General features: G+C 61.3%; 16 protein-coding genes, 2 tRNA genes and 2 pseudogenes. 7 read left to right on the top strand and 13 right to left on the bottom strand.

What is annotated here, in order from left to right:
• Positions 1-661: 661 nt before the first annotated feature.
• The 5 genes and pseudogenes from BMX04_RS01860 to hemA form a co-directional block, all read right to left on the bottom strand.
• A pseudogene (locus tag BMX04_RS01860) lies at positions 662-2,006 on the bottom strand (DNA-packaging protein).
• The gene (locus BMX04_RS01855) at positions 1,933-2,283 is read right to left on the bottom strand and encodes a hypothetical protein (RefSeq protein ID WP_050662532.1); all 351 of its coding nucleotides are present in this window, start codon (positions 2,281-2,283) and stop codon (positions 1,933-1,935) included. Before BMX04_RS01855 ends, BMX04_RS01860 begins: the two are co-directional and overlap by 74 nt.
• Before the next feature lie 241 nt (positions 2,284-2,524).
• Positions 2,525-3,652 carry a flavodoxin-dependent (E)-4-hydroxy-3-methylbut-2-enyl-diphosphate synthase gene (gene ispG, locus BMX04_RS01850; RefSeq protein WP_074784744.1) on the bottom strand — a complete coding sequence of 376 codons (1,128 nt, stop codon included), beginning with the start codon at positions 3,650-3,652 and terminating at the stop codon, positions 2,525-2,527.
• Between the two features lie 84 nt (positions 3,653-3,736).
• Positions 3,737-4,969, bottom strand: coding sequence for a helix-turn-helix domain-containing protein (locus BMX04_RS01845; RefSeq protein WP_074784742.1), 1,233 nt, complete (start codon positions 4,967-4,969; stop codon positions 3,737-3,739).
• Positions 4,970-5,084: 115 nt separating this feature from the next.
• Positions 5,085-6,314, bottom strand: coding sequence for a 5-aminolevulinate synthase (gene hemA, locus BMX04_RS01840; protein ID WP_074784740.1), 1,230 nt, complete (start codon positions 6,312-6,314; stop codon positions 5,085-5,087).
• Positions 6,315-6,548: 234 nt separating this feature from the next.
• Here hemA and BMX04_RS01835 point away from each other — a divergent pair, with 234 nt between their 5' ends.
• The 6 genes from BMX04_RS01835 (at position 6,549) to BMX04_RS01810 (ending at position 12,437) form a co-directional block, all read left to right on the top strand.
• The gene (locus BMX04_RS01835; protein WP_074784738.1) at positions 6,549-7,937 is read left to right on the top strand and encodes a M20/M25/M40 family metallo-hydrolase; all 1,389 of its coding nucleotides are present in this window, start codon (positions 6,549-6,551) and stop codon (positions 7,935-7,937) included.
• A gap of 12 nt (positions 7,938-7,949) precedes the next feature.
• Positions 7,950-8,813, top strand: a complete 864-nt coding sequence (locus BMX04_RS01830; RefSeq protein WP_074784736.1) for an alpha/beta fold hydrolase — start codon at positions 7,950-7,952, stop codon at positions 8,811-8,813.
• A 150-nt stretch (positions 8,814-8,963) separates the two neighbouring features.
• On the top strand, positions 8,964-9,983 hold the full coding sequence (locus BMX04_RS01825; protein WP_074784734.1) for a TRAP transporter substrate-binding protein: 1,020 nt from the start codon (positions 8,964-8,966) through the stop codon (positions 9,981-9,983).
• A gap of 141 nt (positions 9,984-10,124) precedes the next feature.
• Positions 10,125-10,694, top strand: a complete 570-nt coding sequence (locus BMX04_RS01820) for a TRAP transporter small permease (RefSeq protein WP_074784966.1) — start codon at positions 10,125-10,127, stop codon at positions 10,692-10,694.
• 3 nt (positions 10,695-10,697) lie between these two features.
• Entirely contained in the window at positions 10,698-11,984 is a 1,287-nt protein-coding gene (locus tag BMX04_RS01815) for a TRAP transporter large permease (protein ID WP_050662539.1), read from the top strand.
• 15 nt (positions 11,985-11,999) lie between these two features.
• A complete protein-coding gene (locus tag BMX04_RS01810; RefSeq protein WP_074784732.1) occupies positions 12,000-12,437 on the top strand; it encodes a universal stress protein in 438 nt (145 codons plus the stop codon).
• 33 nt (positions 12,438-12,470) lie between these two features.
• Here the strand turns inward: BMX04_RS01810 and BMX04_RS01805 are convergent.
• The 5 genes and pseudogenes from BMX04_RS01805 to BMX04_RS18985 form a co-directional block, all read right to left on the bottom strand.
• Positions 12,471-12,547 (bottom strand) — tRNA-Asp (locus tag BMX04_RS01805).
• A 35-nt stretch (positions 12,548-12,582) separates the two neighbouring features.
• Positions 12,583-12,659: transfer RNA gene (locus BMX04_RS01800), tRNA-Asp, on the bottom strand.
• Between the two features lie 192 nt (positions 12,660-12,851).
• Positions 12,852-15,383, bottom strand: a complete 2,532-nt coding sequence (locus tag BMX04_RS01795; RefSeq protein ID WP_074784730.1) for a cation:proton antiporter — start codon at positions 15,381-15,383, stop codon at positions 12,852-12,854.
• Positions 15,384-15,468: 85 nt separating this feature from the next.
• The gene (locus BMX04_RS01790) at positions 15,469-17,313 is read right to left on the bottom strand and encodes an SLC13 family permease (RefSeq protein ID WP_074784965.1); all 1,845 of its coding nucleotides are present in this window, start codon (positions 17,311-17,313) and stop codon (positions 15,469-15,471) included.
• A gap of 502 nt (positions 17,314-17,815) precedes the next feature.
• Positions 17,816-17,944 (bottom strand): annotated as a pseudogene (locus tag BMX04_RS18985) (IS3 family transposase); the annotation flags it as partial.
• Between the two features lie 220 nt (positions 17,945-18,164).
• Between BMX04_RS18985 and BMX04_RS01785 the strand changes: the two are divergent.
• Complete coding sequence (locus BMX04_RS01785; RefSeq protein WP_083398053.1) at positions 18,165-18,779, top strand: transglutaminase-like cysteine peptidase; 615 nt, start codon at positions 18,165-18,167, stop codon at positions 18,777-18,779.
• Between the two features lie 68 nt (positions 18,780-18,847).
• Here the strand turns inward: BMX04_RS01785 and BMX04_RS01780 are convergent, their stop codons facing one another.
• The 3 genes from BMX04_RS01780 to BMX04_RS01775 form a co-directional block, all read right to left on the bottom strand.
• Positions 18,848-19,615: a choice-of-anchor K domain-containing protein gene (locus BMX04_RS01780; protein WP_074784728.1), complete on the bottom strand. Its 768-nt coding sequence runs from the start codon at positions 19,613-19,615 to the stop codon at positions 18,848-18,850.
• Between the two features lie 144 nt (positions 19,616-19,759).
• The gene (locus tag BMX04_RS18980; RefSeq protein ID WP_139194471.1) at positions 19,760-20,134 is read right to left on the bottom strand and encodes a hypothetical protein; all 375 of its coding nucleotides are present in this window, start codon (positions 20,132-20,134) and stop codon (positions 19,760-19,762) included.
• 967 nt (positions 20,135-21,101) lie between these two features.
• On the bottom strand, positions 21,102-21,608 hold a 507-nt coding region (locus tag BMX04_RS01775), incomplete at its 5' end, for a hypothetical protein (protein ID WP_217644424.1).

Genomic DNA, 21,608 nt, shown 5'->3' with positions numbered 1-21,608 from the left:
CGCAAATTGATGCATACGTGCGTCTCAAGTCACAAACTCGTGGAATAGTCAAACGTCTTCGGACAGCGGGAACAAAGTGCCACGTTAACTTGGGCATACGTATGCTCATGCTTGCAAATCGCATCGAGATTGGTCTGGCGAACCGCAACATGGCAGCTCATGGGGCATGGAAGTTTCACTCATCCGGACAGTTGGAAGTAGAGCACTACTTCACCAACAAGCAGAAGGAACTCCGGTATGTGTCTGAGAGGATCAGTAGTCGCGGTGTGAATGAGGCACTAGAAAATGCCGACCTAATCCTCAGAGACGCTATAGAACTGCACGAAGCATTACGATCTCAGAACCGGCCATTTGTTTCCTTCAACGCTTCGAATGAACCATCCCAAAGGGTGGCGCGAAATAACTCGGCACCCACCTCATATTCGGACGCACGTAAGCAAGTCATAGGGTTAGCCAGAATGGTAAATCATCTAATGACATCAACTGCACTTCCGCTAAGGTTAGCCAACGTAACGCATTAAACACCCATAAAAGAGCCATGCCCTCAGGCCTACCAAACCAATCTCCACCCCTCATATATCCGGACGACGCGGCATGTGCTCCCGACACCCTGCCGGGCATCGGAACCGGCAAAAGCCACCGCACAAGGCGCTGGGGCCGGTCATATCACTCTCACGCTTGGCCGTCGCCACTTGGCCCCCGGCTCGACGATCAGGTCGGTCAGCGCCCAGACCAGCGCATCGACCCGGTCGGGCCTGCCCTTGCCCTCATAACCACGCGTGGTCATCGCGCACATCTGATCCTCCAGCGCGCCCAGGCCCCGCAGATGATGCACCCGCCCCTGCTCGTAAAGCGCCGCCACCGGCTCGGCGCGCGCGACCTTGCCCCGGCTGGCATGCACCGACCGGAACGGCACCAGCGGGTCGACCTGCCGGACCACCTGCTCGACCAGATCACCACCCTGGTTGACCTCGGCCACCAGCCATTCGCCCCCCCCACTGCTCCATCGCGCGAATGGCGGCACTGGCCCAGCTTGCAGGGCTTGCCGCCCGCACGCTTGCATCCGCCAGCACATAGGCGCGCCAGTCCTGCACCGGGCCGCGCGTGACGGCGCCCACGACCACGATGCCGCATTCGTCCGAGCCCGCATGCCCGGTCACCGGCGGATCGACCGCCACCACGATCCGGTCCAGATCGGGCGCGGCCTCCACCCGTCCCGCCTCGAGCATCGCGGGCGTCCAGAGCGCATCCTCGGCCGCATCGACCAGTACCCCGTCCAGTTCCTGCCGCCCCAGCCGTGTGCCCGCATAGCGCGCGCGCACCTCTTCCAGAAAGCCCTCGGCCAGATAGGCCGCATTGGCCTCGGTCGGGGCGCTCGTCACCACCGTGCTGGAGGCCGCCAGAATATCCTTGAGCGCGCCCACATTCCGCGGGGTCGTGGTCACGCAGACGCGCGGATCGTCCCCCAGTCGCAGCCCGAATTGCAGCATGTCCCAAGTTTCGCGCGCCTTCTTCCACTTGGCCAGCTCATCCACCCAAGCCCCGTCGAATTGCGGTCCGCGCAGACCCTCGGGATCATGCGCCGAAAACGCCTGCGCAATCGCGCCGTTGGGCCAGATCAGACGCTTGCGCGTCGCCTGCCATTCTGGCCGCCGGTCGGGCGGCGAACAGGCGACGATGCCGCTCTCGCCGAAAATCATCACCTCGTGCACCTGATCAATGGTCTCGCCCACCAGCGCCAACCGCTTGCACCGCCCCACGTCCAATGGCCGCGCCCCCTCGACTTGGGCGCGCACCCATTCCGCCCCGGCCCGCGTCTTGCCCGCGCCGCGCCCCCCCATGATCATCCACGTGCGCCAGTCGCCCTCGGGGGGCAGTTGATGCGCCAGCGCCCAGAACTCGAAGATATAGGGCAGCGCCAGAAATTGCCCCTCAGTCAGGGCATCGAGGAACTGGTCCAGAACATCTTGCCCTTCTGAGACGATCCATGCGGCACCCGATCTCATCTCGGGCGGCGTCGAAATCAATGGCGTATCCGTGGGCGATGCCACGCTCGTGTCGTTTGCGTTTGTCAAGTTGCGCCTCCGCTTCTATCGCGATCTTCAGCCATTGCCGGATCTCGGCGGTGGCCTTGGTCGCGCTCTTCAGTTCATCGAGATCCCCGGCCTTGATCCGGTGATACAGGTCTTCCAGTTCCTGACGCATATCCGCCAATTGGCCCTCCAGCGCGTTGATGGAGGTGGTCAGGCCCGTAGGCCCCTCATCGGGGGTGATCAAAACCATGCGTGCTCATGCCTCGTGCGATTGTCTGATGCCGTTGTTGAGCGCCTCCGCCGTGCCGACGCAAAAAAGCGGCCTCCGGGCATCACCCGGGGCCGCTCGCCCAATTCGTCCAGCATGGCACAACCTATACGCGACACCGCGCGCAAGATCAATGAAGACCGCCGTGTAAACGCCCGCAATAATTACGTTTTGTTAACTTATCAGCCGTGGAGAGCGGCGCAGGCCGAGGACGTCAGAGGCTCTATTCCGCCGCCTGCGCCGCGTTCTCTGCCTCGATCTCGGCGGCGCGTTTCTCGACCTGTTCGACGATGTGGTCGATCATCTGCGCGTTATCCATCCGGTGGCTTTGCTTGCCCGCCAGATAGACCATGCCGTTGCCCGCACCGCCGCCGGTAAAGCCGACATCCGTCATCAGCGCCTCGCCGGGGCCGTTCACCACGCAGCCGATAATGCTCAGGCTCATCGGCGTCTTGATATGCTCCAACCGCTCTTCCAGTGCCTCGACGGTCTTGATGACGTCAAAGCCCTGCCGCGCACAGGACGGGCAAGAGATGATGTTCACGCCGCGATGCCGCAGCCCGAGGGATTTCAGGATCTCGTAGCCGACCTTGACCTCTTCCACCGGGTCGGCAGAGAGGGACACCCGGATCGTGTCGCCGATGCCCATCCACAGAAGGTTGCCCAGACCGATCGCGCTCTTGATCGTGCCCGAGGTCAGCCCCCCCGCCTCGGTGATCCCGAGGTGGATCGGCGCGTCCGTGGCCTCGGCCAGTTGCTGATAGGCAGCGGCAGCCATGAACACATCCGATGCCTTCACACTGATCTTGAATTCGTGGAAATCGTTGTCCTGCAGGATGCGGATATGCTCCAGCCCCGACTCAACCATCGCATCGGGGCACGGCTCGCCGTATTTATCCAGCAGATGCTTCTCAAGGCTTCCGGCATTCACCCCGATCCGCATCGAGCAGCCGTGATCGCGCGCCGCCGAGATCACCTCGCGCACACGGCGCTCATCGCCGATGTTGCCCGGGTTGATCCGCAGACAGGCGGCCCCGGCCTCAGCGGCCTCGATCCCGCGTTTGTAGTGGAAATGAATGTCGGCGACGATCGGCACCGGGCTTTCGCGCACGATCTCCTTCAGCGCCTTGGCAGACAGCTCATCCGGCACCGACACCCGCACGATGTCCGCCCCCGCCTCGGCAGCGGCCTGAATCTGTGCCACCGTGCCCGCCACATCCGTGGTCAGCGTGTTGGTCATGGTCTGCACGGAAATCGGCGCATCACCGCCCACGGGGACATTGCCCACCATGATCTGACGGCATTTGCGGCGATAGATATTGCGCCACGGGCGGATATGGTTGAGCGACATCGCTTTGGCCCCGTTTGGTCTGAGAGTGGCTGTCACCGGTACAGATAATACGCCAGGGCCCTCGGGGCAATCATGCGTTGCGGCTCAGTCCTGAGCGGCAGGGTCCGTCGTGAGTTCGGCGACATATTGCATGAGATCCTGATCGGCCGAGATATCCGCCACGGAATAGCGTTCGGTCAGTGTCTCCGGCGTCAGTGCAAGGTCGGATGTCACTGATCCGCGCGCCCCCGCAGGCCCGTAATGCTGACCGTTCACGGCAAAATACACGGCCCCCGATTCGCCCACCCGCAGGGTCGGCGGTTCTTCGGTGGCGGGCACGTCATAGGTATCGCCCGCATTCAGAATGCCTTCGAAAATCACGCTGCCATCGGCCCCGCGCACCCGCACCCAGGCCGGGCGCACAGCCACGACCTGCAAATCGGGCGGGCCGTCGGCAACAACCTTTGGGGTGGCCAACGCGTCAGTGCCAAACCCCTGCGCCTCACGCAGGGCGAGTTCGATCCCGCTTGCGCGGTCCGCCTCGGGCGCGGTCGGGCTCAGCGTGCCCACCTCGCGCGGGTCGAGCGTGGAAATCGGTGCATCACGCGCCACCATCACTGGCACATCCAGTGCCTTGGGGCGGTAAAGACGGCTCAGACGCTCATCGCGCGGTGGCTGAAACACTCCCGCCGCATCGCCCGCATCGGCCAACGCCTCGTCACGCGTCACCGCGGCCCCGCTCAGGGGGTCAAGATCAGCCAGCACGACCGGCGTATTCTCGACCGGCGCAAGCTGAACCTGCTGCACCTGTCGCAGCACGCTCCAGCCGCCATAGCCGATGGCACCGATCAATGCGACCAGCACCAGCGCCGATCCGATCGCCCCCGGCTCGATCCGCGCCAGAAAACTCTCGGAGGCCGGCAGGAACGGCGTGTTCGGCGCGATCAGCGGGTCCTGCGCCCTCGTCTTGCGCACCGGCATCGCGCCGGGCTTGCGAATGGACGAGGCCTCGGCGGACATGCCATGCGCGATGGAAAAACCCGACTCGGCGCAGAATGTCGTGAACGCCTGATCCGGATCCATGCCCAGATAGCGTGCATAGGACCGAACATAGCCGGGAATGAAACCGGGCGTGTCAAAGGCGGACGGGTCGGCATTCTCAATCGCGGCCACGTAATTGGCCTTGATCCGCAACTCGCGTTCCACATCCAACAGGGATTTTCCGAGGGTCGCGCGTTCGCCGCGCATTAGGTCACCAAGACGCAGTTCAAAGGCGTCGAAGCCGCGCATATCGGCCTCGTCCGTTTCGACATTGCGCGAAAAACGCCGCCCGATCATGCGCTCTGTGCCTCTTGCGTGTCCCTTGGCCCCATACGAATCTCACGATTCGACCATAGGCCTTATCTTTAGATGAGATTAACACAGCGCAAGGTTTAATGCACGTCCGCTTGCGTCATCCCGCCAATTCGGCGCGATTCAGCGCACAATGGCTCCAGAGCGCGTCCATCGCGTGCACCAATGCGTCCATCTCGTCCGGCCCATGAACCGGAGACGGCGTGAAACGCAGCCGCTCGGTGCCACGCGGCACGGTCGGAAAGTTGATCGGCTGAACGTAGATGCCATGGCCCTCAAGCAGCATATCCGACAGCTTTTTGGTATGCACCGGGTCGCCCACGATCACCGGCACGATATGGCTGCCGTGGTCGATCAGCGGCAAGCCCATACCCTTCAGCCGGGTCTTGAGGATCTTCGCCTGCGTCTGATGTTGCTCGCGCAGCTTTTGCCCCTCCGACGTCTTCAGAAATGCAACCGACGCGGTAGCGCCTGCAGCCAGCGCCGGGGCGAGCGACGTCGAAAAGATAAAGCCGGGCGCATAGCTGCGCACCGCATCGCACATTTTTGCAGATGCCGCGATATAGCCGCCCATCACACCATAGGCCTTGGCCAGCGTCCCGTTGATGATGTCCAGACGGTGCATCAGCCGGTCCCGCTCGCAGATACCCGCGCCGCGCGGACCATACATGCCCACCGCATGAACCTCGTCAATATAGGTCAGCGCGCCGAACTCGTCCGCCAGATCGCAGATCGCCTCAATAGGGCCGAAATCCCCATCCATCGAATAGACGCTCTCGAACGCGATCAGCTTGGGCGCGTCCGGATCGTCCGCCGCCATCAACTCGCGCAGGTGCGCGACGTCGTTGTGCCGGAAAATCCGCTTGGCCCCGCCATTGCGGCGCACGCCCTCGATCATGCTGGCATGGTTCAGCGCGTCGGAATAGATGATCAGACCGGGGAACAGCTTGGGCAGCGTGCTCAGCGTCGCGTCATTGGCGATATAGGCCGATGTGAACAGTAGCGCCGCCTCCTTGCCGTGCAAATCAGCCAGCTCCGCCTCCAGCCGTTTGTGATAGACCGTAGTGCCGGAAATGTTGCGCGTGCCGCCCGATCCTGCACCGGTGGCGTCAATCGCCTCATGCATCGCGCTCAGCACGACCGGATGCTGCCCCATGCCAAGGTAGTCATTGCCACACCAGACCGTGATCGGCTGCTCATTCCCATCCGGCTTGCGCCAGGTGGCATGCGGGAAATTGCCGTTCTTCCGCTCGATATCGATGAAGGTGCGATAGCGCCCCTCGTCGTGCAGACGTTCGATCGCTTGATCCAGCTTGGCCGCGTAATCCACTGGCAGGTCCTTCCCTTCGGCACCCATGGGCAGCCTTGGCCACCACTCGGGGTCTTTGGCAGCGTGCTCTACGCTACTTATTCAACATTTGGAATGCATATAATATACATCCCTTTCACACAACAGGTTACAAATTTCCGCCCCCGCCCTCCTTGACCTGTGTCAACTCGCTGGACAGTGCTGAGCGGCCTGTTACCCTCACCAGAATACATAGACCAGACCCAAAGGCCAGCCATGTCCCTTTCCGCCGTTCTCACCCGCATCGACGACCAATTGCCCAAAGCCCTCGACCGGCTCTCTGGGCTATTGCGCATTCCGTCGATCTCCACCGATCCGGCCTATGACGCAGACTGCGAGGCGGCGGCGGACTGGCTGGTAAATGACTTGCAAAGCCTTGGCGTCAAAGCAGAAAAACGCCCCACCCCGGGCCGCCCGATGGTCGTGGGCCATATCGCCGGGCCCGAGGGCAGCACCGGGCCGCATCTGCTCTTTTACGGCCATTACGACGTGCAGCCGGTCGACCCGCTCGACCTGTGGCATACTGACCCGTTCGCCCCCGAGATCGAGGATACGCCGCACGGAAAAGTGATCCGCGCGCGCGGCGCCTCGGATGACAAGGGCCAGCTGATGACCTTCGTCGAAGCCTGCCGCGCCTACCGCGACGTGACCGGCACCCTGCCCTGCCGCATCACCTTCTTCTTCGAGGGCGAGGAAGAATCAGGCTCGCCCTCGCTCATCCCCTTCATGCGCGAGAATACCGCCGAACTCACCGCCGATCTCGCGCTGATCTGCGACACCTCGATGGTTGCCCCCGGCGTGCCCTCCATCGCCTCGCAACTGCGCGGCATGCTCAAGGACCAATTCACCATAACCGGCCCGCGCATCGACCTGCATTCGGGGCATTACGGCGGCCCCGCCCTCAACCCCCTGCGCGAAATCTCCCGCCTCATCGCCTCGTTCCACGATGATCAGGGCCGCGTCGCCATTGAGGGCTTCTACGAGGGCGTCCACGAAGTGCCCGACACGTTGCTGCGCCAATGGGAAAACTGCGGGTTCGATGAGCACGAATATCTATCTTCCGTCGGCATGACGCAGCCGCATGGCGAGGCGGGCTATTCCACCCTCGTGCAGCAATGGGCCCGCCCGACGCTCGAAATCAACGGCCTCTGGGGCGGCTATCAGGGGGCCGGCACCAAGACCGTCATCCCGTCTGAGGCGCATTGCAAACTGACCTGCCGCCTCGTCGGCGACATGGACCCTGACAAACTGCGCACCAAGATCCGCAAACATGTCGAGGACCGGCTGTCACCCGACGCGAAAATCACCTGGAATCAGGATCTCGACGGCTCACCCGCCGCCGTGATGAACACCGACCGCCCCGAATTCGAGGCCGCCCGTCAGGCGCTTACCGCGGAATGGGACCGCGAGGCGGTGCTGACCGGCATGGGCGGCTCGATCCCCATCGCGGGATTTTTCAAGGAGGTTCTCGGGCTCGATGCGATGCTCATCGGCTTCGCGCAGGAGGATGACGCCATCCACTCACCCAACGAGAAATACAATGTCGAGAGCTTTCACAAGGGCATCAGGTCATGGGCACGGGTGCTTGACGCTCTGGCCAAATAAGAGTGGGGCCAAATGATCCCAGGCTTCACCGAAAATCAAAGCGGTCCCCTCGCCTACAGCATCGGCGGTGAGGGGCCACCGCTCCTGCTCCTGCACGGCTTTCCCCAGACCCGCGCCATGTGGGCCCATATCGCACCCGTGCTGGCGCAGTCCCATACCGTGATCTGCCCCGACCTGCCGGGCTATGGGGCCTCAAACAAGCCGCAAGACCTCGCCGCCTACAGCTTCCGTGCCATGGCGCACGAGATGCTCGCACTGATGGACAGCCTCGGCCACGCAACCTTTGATCTTGTCGGCCATGATCGCGGCGCGCGGGTGGCGCATCGGTTGACGCTTGATGCGCCCGACCGCGTCACGACCCTCACCCTGATGGACATCATCCCCACCCACACGCTGCTCTCGGACCTGCGCTGGCCCGTGGCGAAATCCTATTATCACTGGTTCTTCCTCGCCCAGCCCGAACCTTTCCCCGACCGCATGATCGCCGCCGACCCGGACCGCTATTTCCAGTCCTGCCTGCTCGGCTGGGGCGGCGCGCAACTCGATGCCTTCGATGCGGATCAACTGGCGCACTATCGCGCCGCCTGGCGCGACCCGGAAACGATTCGCGGCATGTGCAACGATTACCGCGCAACGCTTGCCCTCGACATCGCCGACGACGAGGCGGACTCCGAGGCGCTAATCCCCTGCCCCACGCTCGTCCTCTTCGGAGCCTCCGGAGCTATGGCCGAGCACTACGACGTGGCCGCCACATGGGCCGCGAAATGCCGCCATATGCAGGCGCAGGCGATCCCCGGCGGGCACTTTTTCCCCGACACCAACCCCTCGGACACCATCGCCGCGCTGCGCCGGTTTATCTCGGACGCGCGCGCGTAGAAAACGTCGGGAATGCGCCAAAAGCGACACGCACGACTCCCTCTCGAAACAGCATATTCCAAATATTTATAACGGCTTACGACTCCCATTTGACATGGAGGTCAGTTCGCGACAGGCTCAAAGGGATTTGTTAACAGTTGGGAGAACATCATGACCACAGTCGTAAAACGCACAGTCACGGCGCTCGCCACCACCAGTATTCTGGCCCTCAGCGCGACCGCCGTGACCGCCGATACCTGGCGCTACGCCTTCGAGGAGGCGCTCGAGGACGTGCAGGGCGTCTTTGCCCAGAAATTCAAGGAAGAGGTCGAGGCCAATTCCGACCATCAGGTGCAGCTCTTCCCCTATGGCACGCTCGGCGAATCCGCCGACACGATGGAACAGGCGCAGGCCGGGATTTTGCAATTCGTCGACCAGAGCCCGGGCTTCACCGGCTCGCTCATCCCCGAGGCGCAGGTGTTTTTCGTCCCCTATCTGCTACCGCAGGACACCGAGGCACTCGGCGAGTTTTTCCGTACCTCCAAGGCGGTCAACGAGATGTTCCCCGAGCTTTATGCCGAACAGGGGCTGGAACTTCTGACCATGTTCCCCGAAGGCGAGGTCTGCGTGACCACGCAGGAGCCAGTGACCGAACCCGCCGACCTCAACGAGGTCAAGGTGCGCGTGATGACCAACCCGCTGCTTGTCGAAAGCTATCAGGCGTTTGGTGCGACCCCCACGCCGCTACCATGGGGCGAGGTTTACGGCGCGCTCCAGACCGGGATCATTCAGGGTCAGGAAAACCCGATGTTCTGGAACTGGTCGGCCAACATGTATGAGGTGTCCGAGGTCATCACCTGCCTGGGCCACAGCAACTTTACCACTGCCGTGATGGCCAATCAGGAATTCTACGAAGGTCTCTCGGATGAAGAACAGCAGGTCGTGCAGGATGCCATCGACGTGGCGTTCGATCATATCATCGACTACCAGCAAGGACTGCACGAAGAGAGCATCGAGAAGATCAAGGAAGCCAAGCCAGAGATCGAGATCAACGTGCTGAGCGAAGAGCAGCGTCAGCCGTTCATCGAGGCTGGTGAAAAGGTCGAAGACCGGTTCGTCGAGATGACCGGGGATAGCGGCAAGGCAATCCTCGACCAACTGAAGGCCGATCTCGAGGCCGTGACCGAATAACACCGGCACCACATCGGGGGCGGCACACATCGCGCCGCCCCCGCACCCATAATCGAAAGATGATTTTCGCGGGGAGGGTCAGCCGTGAACGACAAGCCTGATACGGACGGCGCGGCACCGCCGGAACGAAACGCCCGGGGCTTGCCTCCGCCAGATACATATGTCTCCACGCTGCCCGGCTTTCTCGGCACCATCGACACGCTGATCGCCCGCGTCGAGGCGATCATGCTGGCCGTCGGCGTGCTGCTCATGGCCGCCAACACCGTCGCCAATGTGGTCGGTCGCTTTGTCTTTCAGAACAGCCTGTTCTTCTCCGAGGAACTCAACCGCATCCTGATCATCCTGATCACCTTCGCCGGCATCAGCTATGCCGCCCGTCAGGGCCGTCACATTCGGATGTCGGCGATCTACGACGCGCTGCCCCCCAAGGTGCGCAAACTCATGATGATCGTGATCGCGCTGGTGACGGCCGTCTTCATGCTGGGCCTTTGCTACTACTCGTTCCAGTACATCCTGACGCAGGCGGGTCGCGGACGTGTCCTGCCCTCGCTGCAAATTCCCGTCTGGGTCACCCTCGTCTGGGTGCCGGTGGGCTTCTTCATGACCGGGCTGCAATACCTGCTCACGGCCATCAAGAACATCCTGTCCAAGGATATCTACCTCTCGACCGCCGTGCTTGAGGGATATGACGACAACGAGATGGAGGTCTGAGCCATGGCCGCAACGATTTTCTCGATCATGATCGTCCTGCTGCTTCTGGGCTTTCCGATGATGATTCCCCTGATCGTCGGGGCCTTCGTCGGCTTCTACACGCTCTTTGGCGGCTTTGGTCAGCTTGAAACGATGATCCAGCAGATCATGGCGGGCATCCGCCCCGCCTCGCTGATCGCGGTGCCGATGTTCATCTTCGCCGCCGACATCATGACACGCGGCCAATCGGCGGGGCGGCTCATCGACCTCGTGATGGCCTTCGTCGGCCACCTCAAGGGCGGGCTCGCGGTCTCGACGGCGGCGGCCTGCACGATGTTCGGCGCGGTCTCGGGCTCCACTCAGGCCACGGTGGTTGCCATCGGCTCGCCGCTGCGGCCGCGGATGCAAAAGGCCGGCTACAACGACAGCTTCATCCTCGCGCTAATCGTCAACTCCTCCGACATCGCCTTCCTGATCCCGCCCTCCATCGGCATGATCATCTACGGCGTCGTCTCCAACACCTCGATTGCGGAACTCTTCATCGCGGGCATCGGGCCTGGGCTGCTGATCCTGCTGCTTTTCTCGATCTATTCGTGGATCTACGCGGTGCGCAACAACGTTCCCACCGAACCCAAGACAAGCTGGCCCGACCGCGCCCGCGCCATCCAATACGCGCTTTGGCCGCTGGGCTTTCCGGCGATCATCATCGGCGGCATCTATGGCGGCATCTTCTCGCCCACCGAGGCGGCGGCGGCCTGCGTGCTCTACGCGCTCATCCTCGAAGTGCTGGTGTTTCGCTCGCTCGACCTCTCGGGCGTCTATGACACGGCGAAATCCACCGGGCTGATCACGGCGGTGGTGTTCATCCTCGTCGGTGTGGGGGCTGCATTTTCCTGGGTGATTTCCTTTGCCCAGATCCCGCAGGAAATCCTCGGCTCCATCGGCATCGACGAGATGGGACAGGTCGGCGTGCTCTTCGTGATCTCCATCGCGTTCTTTGTCGGCTGCATGTTCGTCGATCCCATCGTGGTGATCCTCGTCATGGTGCCGATCTTCGCACCCGTCGTGGACTCCGTGGGCCTTGACCCGGTACTTGTCGGCACGATCATCACGCTTCAGGTCGCCATCGGCTCGGCGACGCCGCCCTTCGGCTGTGACATCTTCACCGCCATCGCGGTCTTCAAACGGCCCTATTGGGAGGTGATCCGCGGCACGCCGCCCTTCATCTGCATCCTGCTATCGGTGGCCGTAGCGCTGATCTACTTCCCGCAGATCGCCCTCTTCCTGCGCGATCTCGCCTTTGCGAAATAACCCGAGGAGGACACCATGTTCAAATCGATCCTTGTGCCCTTCGACGGCTCGCCCAATGCGGAAAAGGCGCTCGACAAGGCCATGGAAGTGGCCCGCCTCACCGAGGCGGCGCTGACCATCCTGACGGTCTATCGCCACCACTCGATGCTCGAGGCCTCGCTGTCGATGGTGCGCCCAAACGACCCCGGCAATCTCGATGACATCATGTCGGCCCACGCCACCGAGGTCGCCGATTACGCCAAGAAACACGCCATTGATGCGGGCTTTCCAGAGGTCCGCGCCTTCATCAAATCCGGCCCCACCTCGCGCACCATCGTCAAATTCGCCAAAGAGCACGACAACGACCTGATCGTGATCGGCAGTCGCGGCATGGGCTCGATGGAAGGCTACCTGCTGGGCAGCGTCTCGCACAAGGTAACCGGGCTGTCGGAGGTGCCGGTGCTGGTGGTCTGACAACCATCGCAAGCATTTGGAATATCATGAGAATGGCGCGGTTGACGGGGCTCGAACCCGCGACCCCCGGCGTGACAGGCCGGTACTCTAACCAACTGAGCTACAACCGCGCATCTCACGCATCGGGATCGTCTCAAGGCAGCGGTGGCGCGGTTGACGGGGCTCGAACCCGCGACCCCCGGCGTGACAGGCCGGTACTCTAACCAACTGAGCTACAACCGCTCACTGCCCGCCCGATCCCTCGGACGTGTTGCGCTTCTAAGCGGCAGACCGGCCCTCGTCAAGCGCCCCATGCGCGAAATTTCATTTTTCTCGACCCTGCGCCCCGGCCCCAACCGCGCGCCCTTGAAAAGCTCGCTCCAGCACCGCAAGCGCCCTCTGCGAATTTCCGAACTTCCAAACAAAAACAAAACGTTATCCGGGTGCTTCACGGACCCCATCCCCCGGGAGATTCGACAGCAGGTCGCCCGGCTCGATGCCGCGTTTCTCGGCACTGGCGCGCACCGCCTCGCGCAGCGCAGCACTGCGGCGCAACAGGCGGCGAAAGCGGTCCTCGTCCAGCACCAGGAACGTCGAAGGCGCAATCGCGCGCACCTCGGCCCGGCGCACCCTGTTCATCAGAAGCGCCAGTTGGCCGAACATCTCGCCCCGGCCCAGTCGCCATGTCTGGCCTGCGCTCTCCAGTTCAACGGCCCCCGAGGCGATGAAGAACACCCGCTTGGCCGTACTGTCCTTGCGGATCACGACATCACCCGCATCCACGTAGCGGGTGTGCAGCACCCGCGCGAGACGCTTCTGCGCGCGCGCATCCAGTTCGGCGAACAGCGGAAACTGCTTCATCAGTTCGGCCCGCCGCAGCGCGATATCGAGCCTCGGGCGCACCTCCGCCCGCGCGCGGCGCGCGGCGACATCCTGCATCAGGGCGGTATAGACCTCCGATCCGATCAGCCCGTCCTCGCGCATGGTCGCGTATTCACGCTCTTCCAGCCGCAGCGCAGTGCGCCGGATGAACCGACGCTCCAACTCTTCGGCATATCCGGGATATTGCAGCCGCAACCCCTCCAGCGCGGTCTCCAGCATCTCGACCCGGCGCGCCAGCAACTCGTTGAGCAACTCCGCCACCCGGCGGCCGTGAATGCGCCGGATGCGGCCACGAATGAACTCACCCAGATCCTGCAGGATCAGCCGTTGCGACAACAGCAATTCGAACCGGTCGGCGGTCAGCCGCGCCAGCGGCCGCGCCAGCCCGAGGCGGCGGTTGAGCACCACTGCCACGCGAAAGCCCCGGCCATAGGCGACGATGTGCCGTGCCGCGCGCATATAGCCGCTGCGCCCGTCGCTGCGCGCACCCTCGATCAGCCGGTCGGCATCCGACAGCACCTGCTCGGCCATGCGCGCCGAAATCGTCCGCTCCCGCACCCGCGCCAGAATGGTGTCGCGCTCCCGCCCCGCCAGCGCGATCAGGCCAAGCGTGATCCGGTCCCGGTCAAGGATATCGGCGCTCGCCTCGGCGCGCTTCACCGCCCCGTCCAGACGCTCGCCGAACCGCTTGGCCTCGGATCGCACGATATCGCGTGACAGGTCGTAATTCTCCGCCGTGCGCGCGACATCCTCGCGCACGGTCTGCAGCGCCACCGCCACCACCTGCCGCGACAGCGCCTCATCAAGCGGCGACAGCCGGTCTAGCCCCAGCCAGCGAATGACCATCCGCAAGGTCGTGCCCTGCACGATCAGCGTGAACAGCGTAAATCCGGTTGCAAGAATGCCGACCACCCGTTTGACCTCGACGGGAACCCGGAAACTCTCGGTCACCGCCAGCGCCAGCGCCAGCGTCACCGCCCCGCGCAATCCGCCCCACAGGATCGCGGCGCGGTAGGGGCGCTCGACAGGCGGTGAGGCGCGCATCGCCGTGAGCAGCGGCAACAACCCGAACAGAATGACCGCCCGCGCCGCGATCGCGGCGAGGATCACCACGCCGACCAGCGCGACATCACTCGCTTTCACCTCTTCCAGCAGGCGCGGGATCAGCAGCGCCGCCAGGATAAAGATCAGCGCCCCCGCCCAATGCGCCAGCAGGTCCCAGACCTCGCGCAGGTTGGTCCAGGCCTGCGGCGGCAGACGGCCCGGCCCGCTCAGGTTCAGGGTCAGCCCGGCCGCGACCACCGCGATTACCCCCGAGGCACCGACGCTCTGCTCGGCCCCGATATAGGCGAGATAGGGCAGCGCCACCGAGATCGAGATCTGCGCCAGCTCATGACGGCTGAACAGCGCCATGACCCAAACCGCGACCCGTGCCGCCAACCAGCCGGTCAGCGCGCCCCCGGCGATCAGCACCGGAAACCGCGACAGCGCATCGCCAAGGCTCGGATTGGGCACCCCCAGCATCACGAACCCCATGAACAGGCCGAAAAGCGCAATCGCAGCGGCATCGTTCAGCAGGCTCTCGCCCTCGATGATCCGCGCCAGCCTGCGCGGTGCCGACAGCGACCGAAAGATCGACACCACCGCCGACGGGTCGGTGGTCGACACGATCGCCCCGATCAACAGGCAGGCCGCCAGCGGCAAGGTGCTCGCCCAGGACAGCGCATAGCCCACGCTCAGCGTCGCCACGATCACCGCGACCACCGCCAGCACGAGGATCGGCACCCAGTCATCCAGCATCCGCCGCAGGTTCATGCCCAACGTGGCCTGAAACAGCAGCGTCGGCAGGAACACGTAGAGAAACACGTTGGACCGGATCGGCAGGCCCAGGATCGCCTCCGCGACCGGGTTGAGCGCATCGGTCAGTTCCGTGCGCAGAAAGAACACCGCCGCGAGGCCGATCAGGATACCGAGTGTCGCAAGGATCACGCTATAGGGCAGCCGCAACCGCGCCGCCAACGGCTCCGCCACCCCGATCACGAGGAAGAGCGAGGCGATCACCGTGGTGATGAGAACAATATCCATAGGTCTGATCTAGCGCGAAACCGAACTGAAGGGAAACACAGGCACGCCCCTTTGCAGCCCCGCGCGCCGCCAGCCCGACACGGTGTCACAACGGCCAGACCACCAGCAGCAACGGCAGGCTGACCACCACGACCAGCACTTCCAGTGGCAGCCCCAATCGCCAGTAATCGCCAAAGCGGAACCCGCCCGGCCCGAGGATCAGGGTATTGTTCTGGTGCCCGATGGGCGTCAGGAACGCACAGGACGCCCCGATCGCCACGGCCATCAGGAATGTGTCGGGATTGACACCCAACGTATCGGATATCCCCAGAGCAATGGGACACAGCACGGCGGCGGTGGCGGCGTTGTTCATCAGGTCCGACAGGAACATCGTCGTTATCAGCACCACACCGAGGGCGACCACGGCATTACCCTGCGCGATGGTATCGACCAGAAACCGCGCCAGCAGGTCGGCGGCCCCGGTGCTCTGCATCGCGCCCGCAACCGGGATCAGGGCCGCCAGCAGCACGATCACCGGCCAGTCGATGGCGGTGTAAACCTGTCGCAGCGGCACCGTGCGCAGCACCATCGAGGCCAGCACCCCGAGCGCAAAGGCAACCGCGGCAGGCAGCAACCCAAAGGTCACGATGCCGATTGCCCCCACCATGATCGCGCCCGCGATGATCGCCATGCGCGTGTCGGGGATGCGCAGATCGCGCGCGCCCAGCGGCACGCAGCCTGTGTCATTCACAAACCCCGACACCGCATCCGAGGCCCCCTGAACCAGCAACAGGTCACCGGATTTCAGCTCCAGCGTGCGCAATCGGGTGCGCGGCGCGCGTCCGGCACGCGACACGGCCAGCAGGTTGATCGCGTACCGCGTGCGCAGTTTCATGTCATTCGCGGACCGGCCGACAATGGTCGATCCCGGCAGGATCGCCAGTTCGCGCAACACGATTTCATCATTGCGCGCCGGGCCCTCATCTTCTCCCTCATCCGTGTCGTCGGGACTTTCGGACTGCGCCGTCTTCTCTTCTGCCGCGTCTTTATCCTCAGACGAGGCCGTCCGTTCTTCCAGTTCGATCCCGAACACCGACAACGCCTCCGCCAGCGTATCGACATCGGCCTCCAGAATCAGAATGTCATTGGCGCGAATGCGCCGCCCGCCATGCGGCGCGGTGATCCGCACCTCGTTGCGCACCAGGCCCACGATTTGCGCGTCACTGTCCTCGATCTCACGCTCAAAGGCACGCAGGGTCAGACCGACGGCCTTGCTTTTCTCCGGCACACGCAGTTCCGTGAAATAGGCCCCGGTGTCGAAGCTCTCACCAGCCGCGGATTGCCGCGCAGGCACCAGCCGCCAGCCGACGAACACCACGAAAATCACGCCCACCACCGCGACCGCCGCCCCGACCGGGGCAAAATCGAAGATCGCGAAATGCCCCAGCCCGGCCTCGTTCCGAAAGCCCGAGACGATCAGGTTCGGCGGCGTCCCGATCAGCGTCGTCATGCCGCCCAGGATGGTGCCGAAGGCCAGCGGCATCAGCACCTGTCCCGGCGTCAGGTCAAGCCGGTTCGACAACTGCACCGCCACCGGCATCAAGAGCGCCATCGCGCCCACGTTGTTCATGAATCCCGACAGCACGGCCCCCAGCCCCATCAGTGCCAGCATGCCGGTCAGCCGCCCCGCATCCCGCGGCAGCACGCTGCGCGCCAGCCAGTCCACAGCGCCGGTGTTCTGCAACCCCTGACTGAGGATCAGCACGCAGGCCACGGTGATCACCGCCGGATGGCCGAACCCGGCAAACGCCGTGTCCGTCGGCACCAGCCCCGCGATCACGCTCGCCAGCAGTGCCGCGAGGGCTATGACGTCATGCCGAAGGCGGCCCCACAGGAACAGCCCCATGGTGATCGCGAGGATCGAGAAAATCAGCATCTGGGGAATGGTCACGATGGCGGCCTTTCGGGGTCGGTCATGCGCTGAGATGTCTTGGATACGCGAATACCGCACCCGCAATCAACGGTCTTGCCGGGCCAGGATATGACAGCGTTCCGTGTCAGGCCACTTGAAACACCCGCCACCGACCCAAGGCAATCGTGATCATAAGACTGGTGGGTGATGAGAGACTCGAACTCCCGACATCTTCGGTGTAAACGAAGCGCTCTACCCTATTCTGCGTGCGTATCAATGCACTTTAGTCCACTGCCGTCACTTGCACCTGAACAAGTCAGATGTCCTGTGTTGTCAGTAAGTTATGCATGGCAGCTTGTGACGCGGAATGCAACAAGACACTGCATCACCGGCGGCAAATCAACACCCGGAATCTGCATGCAAGCGTTGCCTGACTGCAGCGGAGGTGCAGCGGAGGAGAGGGGGCAAGGGGGAGTTTCGCGCGCCCGTACACATAGATGGGGGCACGAAAAAATGTGCCGAAAATTCTCGACTCACTTCAACCCTTGCGACGCGCAACGGCAGAAATGCTCTCGCCCTCATAAAGCGTCTCTCCCACGATCCGCAGCTTATCAGCCTCGGACCCGCGCCGACGAGCACCGCCATCGGCGATGATTTCTATCTCAGACATAAGCACGTGTTTTAGGCTATCCTTAAGCCTCCTTCGTCAGACCGAGGTGTCCGGTCGAAATGGGGGCCAGTTCAGGTCCTTGCAACAATCATCAATGGCCATCACGTGATGTGACACATGAAGGGTCTATAAAAAGCGCATTCTATGTCCTAGTCTTGACATGATCTTTCCTACCCTAAGCGGTATCTAGAACACTAATAAGGGAGCATCACGGTCCGATATGAGTGGATGGATAAAGATAAAGCGAGAGATTTTTTGCGACTATTTAGGTTTGATTCTTAGGCATGCCGTTGTTTTGTGTTTTCCGTTCATGCTTATTGGTCATAAGGCAGCGGCGAACGATGGCTACTTGCAGGCCCAAATGGTCATGCCCTCACCCAAAGGCGCAATCGCAATCTGCCAGACCTACCAATGGGCCTGCGCGGCGCAATCCGCGAGGAACCTAAGTTCTGTGGCAGAACTGGCCTTGGCGCACAAAGTGAATGCGAAGGTAAACGCGACGACGCGGGCGGTATCCGATGACCGGCAGTATCGGCTTGCTGAGCGTTGGTCATTGCCAACCAGCGCTGGCGGAGATTGCGAAGATTTCGCCTTGCAAAAAAAAATGGAACTGGTGCGCCTAGGTGTTAATCCAAATCGTTTGCTTTTAGCAACTGTCCTTGATCGACGGCGCGTCCCCCACGCCGTTCTCGTTTACCGTTCGGATAAGGGCGATCTGTTGTTGGACAACCTGACAGATAAGATGTTGACTTGGCGTAAGTCCGGGTATGTGTTTCTCAGGATGCAGAACCCCGACAACCCCAAGCAATGGATCGGCGGCTTCCGCGTTGGATGAAGAATGCTGGCCCAGCAATAACAATCCACCTTTGGTTAGGTTTCGATTCCAGAGCTTCTGGGTAGTGATTATGCAGCCTTGCTTTTGCGACGTGCGATAAATCCGAGCGCGCCAAGCGTGCTTATCAAGAGTGGCAAAGTTGCCGGGAGCGGGACTACCGCGGGTGAGATTCGGGCGTAGATATCGGCGCGGGCCGGGCTGACGTCATGCCATTCACCGTTTTGCCATGCCTCGTATACCACAAACTCGTTCGAGAAGGTTGCTCCACCATCCGACGAAAGACCAAGGACTTCGAACAGATAGCGCTGATCGCCGACAAAGAAATGCTGGATAGCAGGAGCCTGCCCCACGAATAGCGTATCGGCGTCGCTTGGCACTGACACAAAACCATTGGTCGTTGTCAAAACGTCAAACGCATACTCGAAGGAGAGAATATCGCTGATCAGTGGGTCCGAGAGCGACACATCAATCGACAGGTTTGCTCCCTTAAAATCATGGCTGATCGAGTAGCTGGTTCCGTTTCGATATTCGAAGCTGCCCAACGAGAACAGACCTCCGTCATAGGCAGACCAATTCGTACCATTTGAAAAGCTCATGTAGTTGCTGTCTGGATCATTTTCTCCGACGTAGTCGCCAATAGCCGCGTCCGAGGTCACGTCGTCTACCCATTCGACACCCCAGGTGACAGTTGCGGTGTCATCGCTAATTGTTGTGTTGGAGCCGAAACTGCCATCCACGGAGGTCCATTCCCCCTGGGCTGTACCCTTTATAGTTGCGGCGTCTAGAGCGGCTGTAGTGGACAGAAAAAACGCGCAGGTAAATATCAACGGTTTCATAGTACAACTCCTGAATTTGGCTTAGGCACTTCCTAGGGTAGGGTTTAGGCGCATCATTGCCTTGTCATCAGCATAGAAAGCCTCAACTGCGAGTTTACTCAGTCTTTCTTTGTGTGCTTCATCGATGGCTTCCTGCTTTCATGCTTAGTTAGTCGATCCAGCGCCAGGGCCACCCCCAGCGCCGGAACCGCCACCACCAGCACTTCCGTTACCACCGCCATCGGGGCCATCAAAGCCAACGCTGGTGCTTGTCGAGAATGTTGTTACCTCGGTCAGTATCACCGTGAGGCCGAAGCAAGACGCCTGGCTTTCTTCCAAGATCCGGGCAAATTCGGAATGCCTTTGGACTTGAGCGACGAAGCCTTTGGTCACGCGATCACATTCACAGAGTTCTTCGGTTGATGTTGCAAACATAGCGGTCCACGCAGTGCAGCGCTTCTCCGCAACTGCCGGCGATGCCACTGCACCGAAGGCGATGCACAGGGCAATTTTTTGGGGAATGGATCTTTTTCTGAACATAGGACCACCTTAAGCGTGAACTTCGTGAAGCTTTGCGTATGTAAAAGGACGCTGCAGGTATTCTACGCCAGGTTTGCACTGGTAGCTGCCTTATTCCTGACACTCTTTGAGAACTACGAACTAGTTCTTAGTTGCGTCGACGAGCGCACGGTGCAATATTTAGATAAATTGTATTGCGCACAGCGCACATATTGTAATTCAGTTGCAAAAAAAGAAACATACTGTCTTTAGAGTGGGCCTTCTTTGGACTTGTTTTGGACACAATTATCGACACAATAAAGCGGCTTTGTAATGACTGTAAATTTGCAATGAATAATAGCTACGAGCATAAAGGGCTGGAAAGCAGACACAAGCGATGTCTGCTCCAGAGTTTCAGTTTGGCATCGACACTCTCAAACATGAGGTGTCATCAGATGGAAAAGCCGCCTAACGGTTAATCTGGCCAGTGTTCCTGTGGCGGTGGTGTCGATCAAGGGTGGACCAGAGGCTGCAAGCGCCCATACTCAAGGCGAGTGTTCTGCCCATGTGACTGTCGATACTCACATCCTTGTCGAAGCAGATTTGTGATAGTGTGATCTTGCGCTTGGTGTCTCGCTTTTCACGCGATGGCGACCGTCGATTGAGGACAGCACATCGTCATCCTCATAGTCACCAAAGGGGATGCTGTCGTCTGCGTCGAGTGAATCCACACCGGCCTGCACCTCTTCACAGATGCGGTAGTCCCTCCCGAAGTCAGCCTCTGACGCGTCTTGCCGTCGCCGTACCTTAGCCGCGCTTCTTGAATACAAGAAGGGTCTCCGTTCGTTGACGAACCCTGAGTTTCGCGCAGAGTTTGGCGAGGGCTGAAACACCCCGAAAAGAAGCTCAGGAGTCGTTGTCGGAGTCATCAGATGAATCATCAAACGCAATGAATGCCTTGGTATAGTTGGACGTGTGCGACGCCTGAGTCGACCGGTCACCCTCAGTTTTACCGATTGGACCTACTGTAGAGTTTTTGAAGCCAGGAATCAGCATTCACGTCTGGGAGCATGTCTTTCATGACCGATTTGTACGCTTTGCGTTCAAGGCGGTGCTGTTCCTCAGATAAGAGGCTTCGTCTCAAAAGCCGCCTTGCGATTGCAGCAGTGTCCCTTTTTTGGACGACCCGTCCTTCAACACTGTCGACCGCTGACCATAGGATATCCAGAACGTCAGTGTCTGAAGTCGCTATTAGTGGGATCGCATCTCCCAGGAAGATCCTCATTTTTGAGAAGTTTGCGTTGATGGATGCCGCCAGGAAACGCGCGTTGATCTCGTTTTCGATCATGTCTCTTGGAGCGTTCAGTTGTTTTTCAAGCACACAGAACAACGTCCCGTTTCCGCGATAGGACATGGAACTCACACGGTCAGGTAAAGTTGCTCTCACGCAGAGGATAACTTCGCGCATTATAGCGGAAAACTCGTTCAATGAGATTCTCACGTGACCGAGCATCGG

The sequence above is a fragment of the Roseovarius tolerans genome (assembly GCF_900109855.1).
In the GTDB taxonomy this organism is placed as follows: domain Bacteria; phylum Pseudomonadota; class Alphaproteobacteria; order Rhodobacterales; family Rhodobacteraceae; genus Roseovarius; species Roseovarius tolerans.
This window is presented reverse-complemented; position numbering and strand designations above follow the sequence as displayed.

What these genes read in the sequence shown, in the direction of transcription:
- ispG (WP_074784744.1), bottom strand. Translation starts at nt 3,652, where the DNA reads ATGTCGCTCAACCATATCCGCCCGTGGCGCAATATCTATCGCCGCAAA.
- BMX04_RS01815 (WP_050662539.1), top strand. Translation starts at nt 10,698, where the DNA reads ATGGCCGCAACGATTTTCTCGATCATGATCGTCCTGCTGCTTCTGGGC.
- BMX04_RS01855 (WP_050662532.1), bottom strand. Translation starts at nt 2,283, where the DNA reads ATGGTTTTGATCACCCCCGATGAGGGGCCTACGGGCCTGACCACCTCC.
- BMX04_RS18980 (WP_139194471.1), bottom strand. Translation starts at nt 20,134, where the DNA reads ATGTTCAGAAAAAGATCCATTCCCCAAAAAATTGCCCTGTGCATCGCC.
- BMX04_RS01810 (WP_074784732.1), top strand. Translation starts at nt 12,000, where the DNA reads ATGTTCAAATCGATCCTTGTGCCCTTCGACGGCTCGCCCAATGCGGAA.
- BMX04_RS01845 (WP_074784742.1), bottom strand. Translation starts at nt 4,969, where the DNA reads ATGATCGGGCGGCGTTTTTCGCGCAATGTCGAAACGGACGAGGCCGAT.
- BMX04_RS01835 (WP_074784738.1), top strand. Translation starts at nt 6,549, where the DNA reads ATGTCCCTTTCCGCCGTTCTCACCCGCATCGACGACCAATTGCCCAAA.
- BMX04_RS01780 (WP_074784728.1), bottom strand. Translation starts at nt 19,615, where the DNA reads ATGAAACCGTTGATATTTACCTGCGCGTTTTTTCTGTCCACTACAGCC.
- BMX04_RS01785 (WP_083398053.1), top strand. Translation starts at nt 18,165, where the DNA reads ATGAGTGGATGGATAAAGATAAAGCGAGAGATTTTTTGCGACTATTTA.
- BMX04_RS01825 (WP_074784734.1), top strand. Translation starts at nt 8,964, where the DNA reads ATGACCACAGTCGTAAAACGCACAGTCACGGCGCTCGCCACCACCAGT.
- BMX04_RS01830 (WP_074784736.1), top strand. Translation starts at nt 7,950, where the DNA reads ATGATCCCAGGCTTCACCGAAAATCAAAGCGGTCCCCTCGCCTACAGC.
- BMX04_RS01795 (WP_074784730.1), bottom strand. Translation starts at nt 15,383, where the DNA reads ATGGATATTGTTCTCATCACCACGGTGATCGCCTCGCTCTTCCTCGTG.